We start from the raw sequence: 11,734 nt of genomic DNA, 5'->3' as shown, positions 1-11,734 counted from the left end.
TGCCATGATGCCGCAACCGACCGGGGCCCGGGTCCCGGATCCGCCGGGGAGCCGTCCACCGGGCCCGACCCGGGCGGCGCTCCCCGCGGACCTGGGGGAGCGCGAGTTCGCGCGATGGCTGACCGACCGCCTCGCGGAGTTCCTGGGCCGACCCGCCGGGGACATCGACCCGCGCACGCCCTTCGCGGAGTACGGGCTGGATTCCGTGGCCGCACTGAGCCTCTACGGCGACATCGAGGACGAGTTCGCGCTCTTCATGGAGCCCACCGTCGCCTGGGACCACCCGACGGTCGAAGCGCTGGCCCGCTGCCTGGCCGACGAGTACGCGCGCGGCGGACCCGCCCGCCCCGACGGACCACCGGAGGTGTGACGATGCCCCCTCAGGACGCCGCGCCCCACCAGGCCGCCGCGCCGCAGCCGGACGCCGCGACCGGGGCCCCGCCGCCCGGCGCGAACCCGCGGGCCGTCGCCGTGGTCGGCCTGGACTGCGCCTTCCCCGGGGCCCCCGACCCGGCCGGGTACTGGCGGCTGCTGAACGGCACCACGCACGCCGTCGGCGCCCCGCCGCCCTCCCGCTTCCGGGGTGCGGCGCCGGGCGCGTTCCTGGCCGACGCCGACGCCTTCGACCCCGGCTTCCTCGGCGTCCCCACCGCCGAGGCGACCGCCATGGACCCGCAGCAGCGGCTGCTGCTGCAGTGCGCGTGGCGGGCGGTCGAGGACAGCGGACTGCCGCCGTCCCGGCTGGCGGGCAGCCGCACCGGCAGCTACGTCGGAGCGATGTGCGACGACTGGGCCCGGCTGGCGCTGGCCGACCCGGCCGGGATCACCCCGCGCACCGGCACCGGCAGCGGGCGCTCCATGCTGGCCAACCGGCTCGCCTACCAGTTCGACCTGCGTGGCCCCAGCCTCGCCGTGGACACCGCCTGCTCCTCGTCGCTGGTGGCCGTGCACCTGGCATGCACCGCGCTGCAGGCCGACGAGTGCGACCTGGCACTGGCCGGCGGCGTCAACATCGTCATCGGCACCGCGCTGGACCGGATCTACCGGCAGGCCGGACTCGCCGCCGCGGACGGCCGGTGCAAACCGTTCGCGGCCGAGGCCGACGGCATCGGCCGCGGCGAGGGCGTGGGCGTACTGGTGCTGCGCAGGCTGGACGAAGCGGTGCGGCGCGGCGACCCGGTCTACGCCGTGCTCCACGGCAGCGCCGTCAACCAGGACGGCCGCAGCAACGGCATCATGGCACCGCACCGCGCCGCGCAGCGGGACGTGGTCACCGCCGCGCGGCTGCGCGCGGGCGCCGAGCCCGGGCAGATCCGGTACGTGGAGGCGCACGGCACCGGCACCGCCCTCGGCGACCTCATCGAAGTGCTCGCGCTCGACGACGCGCTGGGCGCCCGCCAGGGCCCCCGCACGGCGCCGCTCGCGGTCGGCTCCGCGAAGGGCGCCGTCGGCCACACCGAGGGCGCCGCGGGGATGGCGGGGCTGGTGAAGGCGGTGCTGGCGGTGCACCACGGCATCGTGCCGCCGGGACCGGCCGCGGGTGCCGAGAACGAGCGACTGGGCCTGGCCCGGCGGCGGATGGAGCTGCTGACCGAGCCGCTGGGGCTGGCCGCCCACGGGCCCGACCACCGCCTCGGCGTCTCCAGCTTCGGCATGGGCGGCACCAACGCACACCTCGTCCTGGGGCCGCCGCCGCAACAGCCGCAGCAGCCGAGACCGGCGGCCGAGGAGCCACACTCCGCGGGGGTGTTCACCCTCTCCGCCGACACCCCGGACGCGCTGCGCGACAACCTCCGCGTCCAGGCTGCCGCGGCCGAGTCCCTGCCGGAGCGGGACGTGGCGGCGCTGTGCCGGACGAGCAACCGGGTACGGGCCGAACGGCCGGTCCGGTTCGCCGCGGTGGCCGGCACCCCGCGGGAGCTGGCCGGGGCGCTGCGGGCCGCGGCGGAGACCGTACCGGACCGGGCCGCCCCCTCCGAAGAGCCCGCGGTGGCCTTCGTCTTCGCCGGCCAGGGCTCCCAGCACCCCGGTATGACAGCCGCGCTGTACGCGGGCTCCCCCCTCTACCGCGGCTTTCTGCGGGAGGCGTCGGCCGTGCTGCGCCCCTGGACCGGTGATCCGGTGCACGAGCTGCTCCTGTCACGCACCGCCCGCGTGCACCGCCCCGGCCTCGCCCAGCCCGCGCTGTTCGCCGTCGAGTACGCGCTGGCCGCCTGCCTGCGCGAGCTGGGGGTACGGCCCTGTGCGGTACTCGGATACGGCGTCGGCGAGTTCGCGGCCGCGGTGCTCGCCGGAGCGCTGGAGTTGGCCGACGCCGCCCGCCTGGTGGCCCGGCGCGGCGCGCTGATGGAGGCGCTGCCCGAAGGCGGCGGGATGCTCGCGACCCGGGCCCCCGCCGCGGAGGCGCAGGCCGCCGTCGGGACAGAGCCGCGGTGCGCGGTCGCAGCCGTCGACGCTCCCGGCGCCACCGTGCTCTCCGGCACCCTGGCGGGCCTGGCCCGGGTCCGGGAGCGGCTGGCGCGGCGCGGCTTCGGCTGCACCCCGCTGCCCGTCACGCGCGCCTTCCACTCGCCGCTGATGGAGCCGGTGGTGGACGCCTTCGCGGACGCCGCCGGGGGCCTGCCCGCCGCGCCGCCGCGCATCCCGTTCCACTCCACGGTGCACGGCGCACCGCTGCCCGAGGGGGCCGCACCGGACGCCGCGTACTGGACGGCGCAGATCACGGCGACCGTCCGGTTCGCGGACGCCGCCGGCTCGCTGTGCGCCGACCTGCCCACACACCTCGTGGAGATCGGCCCCCAGCCCGTCCTGGCCGGGCTGCTGCGCCGGATCGGTGCCGCACGCGGTCTTCCGTTGCTCACCCCCTGCCGCACCGCCGACTCCGGTCAGCGGGACCTCGCCCAAGTGGTGGCCCGGCTGTACGAGGACGGCCTCGACCCGCGCTGGGAGCGGTTGTACGCCGCCGCCGACCGGCGCACCGTACGGATGACACCGCACGTCTTCGCCACCCGGTGGCGCTCCTGGCGGCAGCCGCCCCCGGCCCCCGCCCCGGTACCGTCGGCCGACGACGCCGGGCCCGGCCTCGGCACCCACCCGGACGGCACGCCCGGGCAGCCCCGTGGCGCGCAGCCGTCCGGCGCGGCGCCGGACTTCGGGGCCGGGGTCCGCGCCGTGGTGGCCGAGATCACCGGCAGCGCGCCGGAGGAACTCGGCGAGGACGTGCGCTTCTACGACGACCTGGGCTTCGACTCGGTGATGCTGATGGAGCTCAAGTACCGCCTGGAGATGCGTTTTCCCGAACTGGGCGAACTGTCGCTGCCCGAGATGATCTCCGGCCTGGTGAGCATCGGTTCCCTCGTCGCGTATCTGCGCGGCCTACCGGCACCGGCGGCCGTGTGAGACCCCCCGGCGCGTGCCCGCCGCCCGTGCACCTGCTGGGCACCGGAACGGCGCTGCCCGGCGAGCCGGTCGGCAACGACCGGCTCGCCGACCGCCTCGGCATCCCGTCCGCCTGGGTGGAGACGTTCATCGGCACCCGGACCCGGCACTTCGCCGTCGACCTGGACACCGGCCGGGCGCGCTGGACGCTGGAGGACCTGTGCACCGACGCGGCGGACCGGGCCCTGGCCAACTCCGGTGCGGACCCGTCCGAGGTGGGCTTCATCGTGCTGGCGACCGCCACCCCGGACGCGCTGATGCCCAGCACCGCTGCCCTGCTGGCCGACCGGCTGGGGATCCAAGGAGCCGCCGCCTACCAGCTCCAGTCCGGGTGCGGCGGCGCGGTCCAGGCGTTCGCCGTGGCCCGCGCCCTGCTGTCGCTCGGACCGGCCGGGCTGGGGCTGGTGGTCGGCGGCGACGTGTGCAGCAAGCACCTGGACCTGGGCCAGGACTTCCGGGACCTGCCACCGGCCGCGCTGGTCAACTATGTGCTGTTCGGTGACGGCGCGGGCGCGGCCGTCGTCAGCGGCAGGCCGCGGCCCGGCGCCCGGGCGGCGCTCACCCACCTCGAACACCGGCTGGCCGGGCTCGGACTCCCCCCGGGGCAGCGCGTCGAGTGGTTCGGCGCCGCGGATCTGCGGTCCGGCACGGCCCCCCGCACGCCGGTGAGCGAGGACTACAAAGCCGTCGAGCAGCGGGTGCCGCAGCTGGCCCGCGAGCTGCGGGACGCGCTGCTGACCGCGGCGGACTGGCCCCCCGAGACCGTCGACTATCTGCTGCCGCCGCAACTCGGCGGCCGGATGACCGAGCGGATCACGAGCGAGCTGGGCCGCGGGCTCGAGTGGGAGCCGGTCTCCTGTGTCGCGGAGACCGGCAACACCGGCAACGCGCTGGTCCTCCACCAGCTCGACCGCCTGCTCCCGCTGCTCACCCCCGCTCAGCGCGCCCTGGTCCTCTCCGTGGAGTCCAGCAAGTGGATCCGGGCCGGCTTCACCGTGGAGGCGCCCGATGCCTGACCGAGACCCCGCACCGCCCCCGGGCGCCACACTGCGCACCCTGCACGCCCGGGGCAGGCTCGCGGCCGAGTACCCGGCCGTCCGGGAACTGCTGGCCGCCGCGGACCGGGACGCGTTCGACTTCGCCGGCCGGGTGCTCGCCCCCCTCGACCCCGAGGGGGTGCTCGCCCACCACCCGGACACCCCCGTCGTCCGCGTCGCTGTCACGGGGCGGGGCACGGTCGGGGAGGTGGTGCCCGCACTGACCGCGCAGCTGGCCCGGCACGGCGTCCTGGCCCGTACCCGGGTGTGCGGCAGCGGCGGTTACCTGGGCGACCTGGCCGACCCGGGCTCTGCGCTCTACGCGCACGCGCCCGAGGTCACCCTGTGCGTGCTGGACCCGCTCACCGTCTGGGACAAGGTCGAGGCGCCGTGGCAGCCGCTCGAGGTCAGCGTCGCCGCGGAGCGTCAGCGCAAGGTGCTCGGCGAACTGGCCCAGGCGCACGCGGCCTCCGCGCCGAGGGGAGCGACCCTGGTGCTGAACACCGTGCCGCTGCTGCGCCGCTTCACCCACCAGCTCACCTCCCTCACCCAGCGCGCCGAACTCGGTGGTCTCTGGAAGCAGTTCAACGCCGACCTGCTGCACATGGCCCGGCCGTCCGCCGGGCTCGCCGTCCTCGACCTGGAGCCGGTCACCAGCGCGGGCGTCCGCGCCGACGAGCCGCGCCTGGGCGCCTACGCCGAGGCGCACTGCACCGCCGAACTGCTGGCCCACTACGCCCGCGAGGCCGCTCATCTGATCCGCGGGCTGCGCGGCGAGGCCAAGAAGTGCCTGGTGCTCGATCTGGACGGCACCCTGTGGGACGGCGTGCTGGCCGAGGACGGGCCCGAGCGCGTCACGGCGGCCGGTACGCTGCGCGGCGCGGCCTTCGGCGCCTTCCAGCGCACCGTCAAACAGCTCGCCTCGCAGGGTGTGCTGCTCGCCGTCTGCAGCCGGAACGACGCCGGAGACGTCCGGCGGGCCCTGGCCGAGCACCCCGAGTTCCCGCTCCGGCCGGACGACTTCGCGACCGTGGTCGCCGACTGGGGCTCCAAGGCCGAGGGCGTGCGCACCGTCGCCGAGCGGCTGGGCCTCGCCCCGGAGGCGGTCGTCTTCGCCGACGACACGCCCTTCGAGCGGGAGAGCGTGCGCGCGGGAGTGCCCGGCGCCGCCGTGGTCGAGCTGGACGCGGAGCCCGCGCTGCACACCGAACGCCTGCTCGCGGACGGCTGGTTCGACACCCCGGCGCTCACCGACGAGGACCGGCTCCGGCCGGTGCGCTATGCGCGGCGCGCGGCGCGGGCGCACTCGGAGGCCGCCTCCGCCGACCACCGCGCCTTTCTCGGCACCCTGGAGCTGCGGGTGGAGGTCGCGCCCGCCCGGGAACACGAACTGGCCCGGCTGGCCCAGCTCACCCTGCGCACCAACCGGTTCAACCTGACCGGGGAGCGGCTGAGCGCCGAGCAGGTGCGGCAGCGCGCCGCCGCGTCCGGCGCCGCGGTGCTCGCGGTGCGGGCTGCCGACCGGTTCGGCGACGAGGGCGTGGTCGGTGCCGTCGTCGCGCATATCGCCGGCAACCGGCTGTGGGTGGAGAACCTGCTGCTGAGCTGCCGGGTGCTGGGCCGCGGTATCGAGGAGGCCGTGCTCGGCGGGCTGCTGGCCGCGGCGCGGGAGGCCGGGCTGACCGCCGTGCACGCCGTCTGGCGCCCCACCCGGGCCAACGCGGCCGTGCGGACGCTGTGCCCTCGGCACGGATTCCGTACCGTCAGCGGCCCCGGAGCCCGCTCCGGCACCGCGCCCGGCCCGGCCACCGGCACCGCGGCGGGGGCCGGCCGCGCTGACGGCCCGGAGACCGACCCGGAGACCGGCGGCGCGGGCGAGGTGCGGTTCGCGCATCCGCTCCGGACGCTCCCCCCGGTCCCCGGGCACATCACGCTGCGGCTGCGACTGACCGACGCGCGCGCCGCACAGCCGGCCGTGGACGGAGCGGAGGTGGAGGAATGCGCACCGTCGAGGAGCTGATCGAGCTCGCCAACACCCACCTCGGCACGGCGCTGGCACCCGCCGACGCCGAGCTCGAACTGAGCGAGCTGGCCGGGTGGGACTCCGTGCACCTGCTACGGCTGATCGGGCTGCTGGAGCGGACACTCGACCGTCCCGTGCCGGTGGACGCCGTACTCCAGGCGCGCAGCCTGCACGACATCTGGTCCGCGGCGGTGACCGCGTGAGCACGCCGACCGCCCGGCAGGCGCCGCCGGGCATCCGCGCGGCGGGCCCGGCGGGCCACCGCGCGGTGGACGCGCGACGACGCGGCGACGTGGCTGGAGGGCCGGCATGGTGATCACCTCGGGTCCCGCGGTGGACGGCAGGACGGCGGAGCCGTTCGCCCGGCCGGTGCGGATGAACGGACCGCACGGACCCTGGGAGCGGGTCCGTGACGCCGTCGCGCGGCACGGCAGCGTCGTCGTGTACGGGCGGCTGCCGGAGTGGCTGCCCGCCGACCTCGACCACCCGCGGCTGCGCCCGCTGCTGGGCCGGGACCACGCCCGCTTCCGGGCGATGGGCCATCCGCAGGTCCGGGCCCGCTTCGTGGCGTCCAGGCTGCTGCTCAAACACGTCGCCTGCGCGGTCGTCGAGGCCGCACCCGAGACGGTCGAGCTCGCCTACAAGCCAGGTGGCCGCCCCTATCTGCGCGGCCTGGACCAGATCGACATCAGCCTCAGCCACACCGAGAACCTGTTGCTCGTCGGCCTCACCCGGCGCGGCTGGATCGGGGTGGACGCCGAGGCCAGGGACCGCCCCATGCTGGGCCTGGGCACCGAGAAGCAGGTCTGCACACCGTACGAGCGCAGCGCCCTCGCGCAGATCGCCGAGGAGCGGCGCAACGCGGCACTGGTGCGGCTGTGGACCCTGAAGGAGGCGTACAGCAAGGCCATCGGACAGGGCATGCGGTTCCGCTTCACCGAGTTCGGATTCAGCCCGCAGGACCGCAACGTGCAGGTGCTGCGGCCCGACGGGGAACCGGGCACCGGCGCCGAATGGACCTTCCACACCTGCCTGGTGGACCGCGCCTACACCGTCAGCGTCGCCCACTTCGACGCCGGCTTCGGCGACACCAGCGACACCGCGGCCGCCACCATGCTGGACGACGGCCTCATCGCCGCGCTGGTGGACGGGACAGGGGAGGGGAACCGTGCGCAGTGAGGAGACAGCAGGAGGGAGCGCGCTGAGCGCCGACGTGTGCGTGGTCGGCGGCGGCCCCGGCGGCCGGGCCCTGGCGCTGGCGCTGACTCGGCTGGGCGTGGACGTCGTGCTGCTGGAGAAGCGCGACCCGGCACGCGGCGCGGGCCCGGCCTTCCGCGGCGAGTCCGTCTCACCGGACGGCGTGCGGCTGCTGGACCGACTCGGCGTCTGGGAGCGGGTACGGGGTACCGCCCACCGGGTGGACCGGCTGGAGATCCGGGATGCGGGCCGCCGCGTGCTCGACCTGCGGTTCGCCGACTTTCCCTACCGCTACCGGCACCCCGCCGAACTGCCGCAGGAGGCGCTGCTGGCGGCGCTCGCCGAGCAGACCGCCCGGCAGCCGGGCTCCTGCACGGTGCTGGAGCCCGCCACCGCGGTCGGGCTCCTGCTCGAGGGCCCGGCCGTGACCGGCGTGTGGGCGCGCACCCCCACCGGCACGGTGCGGGTCGAGGCGCCGCTGACCGTCGGCGCGGACGGCCGCTACAGCGCCGTGCGCCGGCTGAGCGGCCTCCAGGAGCGGGTACGGCACCGGCCGCTGGAGCGCGACGTGGTGTGGCTGAAGCTGCCCTTCCCCGCCGACTGGGACCGCCGCGTCTACCGGGTGCGGATCGCCGGGGACAGCCACGGCCTGTTCCTGCCCTGCGCGGACGGCACCGTCCGAGTCGGCCTCAACATCCCCAAGGGCGGGCTGCGGGAGCTGCGCGCGGGCGGCCTCGACCTGCTGTGCGCCCGCATCGGCCGGCTGGCCCCGGAGGCCGGGGAAGCGGCCCACGGCAGCCTGCGGGCGTGGTCGGACACGGCGCTGCTGGACATCTTCACCGCCGAGGTGCCGCGCTGGTCGGCGCCCGGCGTCGTCCTCGTCGGCGACGCCGCGCACACCCTCTCACCCGTACTCGGTCAGGGCGTCAATCACGCGCTGGCCGACGCGGACGTGCTCGCGCCGCTGGCGGCCGAGGCGCTGGGCCGCGACCGGCGGGCCCGCGGCCGCGCCCTGCGCACCGCCCTGGACCTCTTCCAGCAGCGCCGTGCGCCGGAGGTGCGCCGCTCGCGCGCGCTCCAACTGCGGCAGGAGCGGATGTTCGCGCTCACGGCGCCTGCCGCGACAGCGCTGCGCCGGGCCGTCTACCGGGCGCTCGACGCGAGCCCCGCGCTGCGCCGACGGGTGCTGGCCCCCGCCTACTTCCCCGGCCGGCGTCCCGCCGCCCGGCGGGAACAGCCGCCCACGCCCAGCGAGGTGACACCCGTATGAGCGATGCCGCAGCACTCACCGGCCCGCCCGGCCTCGCCGAACTCCGGGCGCTCGCACCGCTGCACGCCCGCGCGCAGGGCATCCCGGCCGACCGCTGCCGCGCGGTCCTCTCCCGCGTCCGCAGCGCCCACGGCGAGGGCCCCGACTCCTGGCCCGCCGTCTGGAGCCGCGCGGGTGACGTACTGGCCGCACGCGGCAGGCACCTGGACGCGGTCCGCCACTACGCGCTGGCCCGCTTCCCCCACCCGGACGGTCCGGCGCGGGAACGGGCCCAACGGCTGTGCGTGAGCTCCTTCGACCGCTGGCGGTCCACCCGCCCGGACATCGGCCGTGCGGAGATCGAACCGCCCGGCGGTACCGGCCGGTTCACCGCCTGGACGGCCGGACTCTCCCGCAGCGCCCCGCGGCCCCTGATCCTGGTGTGCGGCGGCATCGTCTCGGTCAAGGAGCAGTGGGCCCCGCTGCTGGCCCGCGCCGCCGCGCTGGGCACCGCCGTGGCCGTCACCGAACTGCCCGGCGTGGGGGAGAACACCCTGCCCTACGACACCGCGGCCCCCGCCATGTTCGGTGCCCTGCTCGATCACCTCGTCGACCGCGCGGACGTCGGCCGTACGCACGCGGTGGCGCTCAGCTTCGGCGGTCACCTGGCGCTGCGGGCCGCGCTGGCCGACCGCCGGATCACCGGCGTCTCCACCGTGGGCGCGCCGGTGCGGCACTTCTTCCGGGACGCCGGGCAGCAGGCCCGTATCCCGGCCACCACCACCCACACCCTCGCGCGGCTGACCGGGCACCCGCCCGCGGACGTGCTGCCCGCACTGCGGGACTGGGCGCTCGCCCCGCCGGAACTGGCCCGCCTCGCGCACCTTCCGCTCACCTACGTCGCCGCGCTGCGGGACGAGATCGTGCCGCTCGCCGACGCGGCGGCGCTGACCCGGGACCCCGCGGCGCGCTGCAGGCTGCTCGTGGTCGACGACGAGCACGGGGCCCCGGCCCATCTGGGCCGCGTCCGCCCGCTGCTGCTCGGCTCCGCGCTCCGCGGCCTGGGCGTCCACCCGGTGCGGCGGGCGGTGTTGGAGGCGGTCGCGGGCGTGCGCCGGGGCGGCCGGGGCCGGGTGCGGACATGAATGGCTGGACGTGGTGCACCCCGCGGGGGCGGATACTGAGCGGCGCCGTCGGGGCGGCGGCGCTGTACGCGGGCGCCCGGCTGGGCGGGCCCCGCAGCCGCGTGCTGTGGACCTGTGCGGTGCTGCCCGACCTCGCGCTGCTCCACGGCATCGCCGCGGCCCCCGCCTTCGACCCGCTGCCCCGGTATGCGGTGCGCTCCTACAACGTGCTGCACTCGCCGGGAGTGCCGCTCCTGCTCTACGGCACCGCGCGTGTCCTGGACAGCCGTCCGCTGCGGGTCGCGGCCTGCGGGTGGCTCGCCCACATCGCCGTCGACCGCGCCGTCGGATACGGGCCGCGGGCCCGCGACGGCTCCCGCATCCGGGGCCCGGCTCCCGCCGGGCCCCGTGGCGCTGCGCTCAGTCCCACCGGACGGGCAGCTCCGTCAGCCGGTTGACCAGCAGCCCCCGGTGCATGGTGACCGCCTCGACGGGCACCGCCAGCCGCAACGCCGGGAACCGGTCGGCCAGCACCCGCAGCGCGACGGCCAGTTCGGCGCGCGCCAACGGCGCGCCCAGGCAGTAGTGCGGGCCGTGTCCGAAGGCCAGGTGCGGCGGCTGGGCCGGATCACCGGTGCGGTCCGGGTCGAAGCGGTCCGGGTCGGTGTACCGGCTGCCGTCCCGGTTGGCGGAGCAGACGGACGCGATCACGGCGCTGTTCGGCGGCAGCACCCGCCCCGCCACCTCCACCGGCTCGGTGGTGACCCGCAGTGGACCGCCGTCCCCGATCGGGTTGAGCCGCAGCAGCTCCTCCACCAGCGCGGCCGTCGCCCCCTCCCGCTCCGGAACCAGGCCGAGCCGCTCCGGCCGGCGCAGCAGGGTCAGCACGGAGGTGCCCAGTACGCCGACCGTGGTCTCGTGCCCGGCGACCAGCAACGTCATGGCCAGCACCAGCAGTTCCCGCTCGTCGGGCCGGCCTTCCTCGTCCCGGACGCCGACCAGCGCGCTCAGCAGATCGGTACCGGGAGCGCGCCGCTTGTCCGCCACCAGGTCCGCGAGATAGGCCAGCAGCGCCTGCTTGTGCCGCAGCATCTCCTCCGGCGGATGCGCCGTCAGCGACAGCACGGCGTCGGACCAGGTGCGGAAGCGCTCCCGGTCCGCGAAGGGAACCCCCAACAGTTCGCAGATGACGGCCATCGGGAACGGGAAGGCGAAGGCCGCGTTCAGGTCGGTGGAGCCGCCCTCGGCACCGTTCCCGGCGGCCATGGCGTCGGCCAGTTCCCCGGCCAGCTCCGCCAGCCGGGGCCGCATCCGCTCCACCCGGCGCGGGGTGAAGGCGCGTGCGACCAGCCCGCGCAGCCGGGTGTGTTCGGGCGGGTCCATGGTGAACAGGCCGCCCGCGTCGAACGGGACGGCCGTCAGTTTCGGCGCCTCGGGCGCCACCGTCGTGGCCCGCGAGCAGCGGGGGTCGGCGAGCACGGCCCGTACGTCGTCGTAGCGGCTGATCAGGTGCCCCGGATCGCCGCTGGGGAGCGTGACGGCGGCGACGGGTTCCTCGGCGCGCAGCATCGCGTAGTCCTCGGGGACCTCGGTCGCCGAGCGGCGCGGCGGGGGGTAGGGACGGGCAGGCGTGGGTGTGGCGGAATCCTGAGCCATGTAACGGACT

At 76.5% G+C, this 11,734-nt stretch carries 10 protein-coding genes; 9 read left to right on the top strand and 1 reads right to left on the bottom strand.

The features are described 5' to 3' along the window. The first annotated feature begins 4 nt into the window (after positions 1-4). The 9 genes from P2424_RS06460 to P2424_RS06420 all read left to right on the top strand — a co-directional run bounded on the left by P2424_RS06460 (position 5) and on the right by P2424_RS06420 (position 10,526). Positions 5-370 carry an acyl carrier protein gene (locus P2424_RS06460; RefSeq protein WP_276474822.1) on the top strand — a complete coding sequence of 122 codons (366 nt, stop codon included), beginning with the start codon at positions 5-7 and terminating at the stop codon, positions 368-370. Positions 371-372: 2 nt separating this feature from the next. Beyond that, positions 373-3,399 (top strand): beta-ketoacyl synthase N-terminal-like domain-containing protein, encoded by a 3,027-nt coding sequence (locus P2424_RS06455; protein ID WP_276474821.1) that lies wholly within the window; start codon positions 373-375, stop codon positions 3,397-3,399. Then, entirely contained in the window at positions 3,396-4,454 is a 1,059-nt protein-coding gene (locus P2424_RS06450; protein ID WP_276474820.1) for a 3-oxoacyl-ACP synthase III family protein, read from the top strand. Before P2424_RS06455 ends, P2424_RS06450 begins: the two co-directional genes overlap by 4 nt. Further along, positions 4,447-6,495, top strand: coding sequence for an HAD-IIIC family phosphatase (locus P2424_RS06445; RefSeq protein ID WP_276474819.1), 2,049 nt, complete (start codon positions 4,447-4,449; stop codon positions 6,493-6,495). Before P2424_RS06450 ends, P2424_RS06445 begins: the two co-directional genes overlap by 8 nt. After that, on the top strand, positions 6,474-6,701 hold the full coding sequence (locus P2424_RS06440) for a phosphopantetheine-binding protein (protein ID WP_276474818.1): 228 nt from the start codon (positions 6,474-6,476) through the stop codon (positions 6,699-6,701). Before P2424_RS06445 ends, P2424_RS06440 begins: the two co-directional genes overlap by 22 nt. Before the next feature lie 106 nt (positions 6,702-6,807). Next, entirely contained in the window at positions 6,808-7,677 is an 870-nt protein-coding gene (locus P2424_RS06435; RefSeq protein WP_276474817.1) for a 4'-phosphopantetheinyl transferase superfamily protein, read from the top strand. Further along, positions 7,667-8,965 carry an FAD-dependent monooxygenase gene (locus tag P2424_RS06430; RefSeq protein ID WP_276474816.1) on the top strand — a complete coding sequence of 433 codons (1,299 nt, stop codon included), beginning with the start codon at positions 7,667-7,669 and terminating at the stop codon, positions 8,963-8,965. The genes P2424_RS06435 and P2424_RS06430 overlap by 11 nt, the downstream gene beginning before the upstream one ends. Further along, positions 8,962-10,089: an alpha/beta fold hydrolase gene (locus P2424_RS06425; RefSeq protein ID WP_276474815.1), complete on the top strand. Its 1,128-nt coding sequence runs from the start codon at positions 8,962-8,964 to the stop codon at positions 10,087-10,089. The genes P2424_RS06430 and P2424_RS06425 overlap by 4 nt, the downstream gene beginning before the upstream one ends. Next, positions 10,086-10,526, top strand: coding sequence for a DUF4260 family protein (locus P2424_RS06420; RefSeq protein ID WP_276474814.1), 441 nt, complete (start codon positions 10,086-10,088; stop codon positions 10,524-10,526). The genes P2424_RS06425 and P2424_RS06420 overlap by 4 nt, the downstream gene beginning before the upstream one ends. Here the strand turns inward: P2424_RS06420 and P2424_RS06415 are convergent. Then, positions 10,489-11,724, bottom strand: a complete 1,236-nt coding sequence (locus P2424_RS06415) for a cytochrome P450 (protein WP_276474813.1) — start codon at positions 11,722-11,724, stop codon at positions 10,489-10,491. The two genes, P2424_RS06420 and P2424_RS06415, sit on opposite strands and share 38 nt — an antisense overlap. Between the last annotated feature and the right edge of the window lie 10 nt (positions 11,725-11,734).

Origin of the sequence: Streptomyces sp. WMMB303 (assembly GCF_029351045.1) — a bacterium.
In the GTDB taxonomy this organism is placed as follows: domain Bacteria; phylum Actinomycetota; class Actinomycetes; order Streptomycetales; family Streptomycetaceae; genus Streptomyces.
The sequence above is the reverse complement of the archived record's forward strand: the minus strand, read 5'-3'. Positions and strand labels throughout refer to the sequence as shown.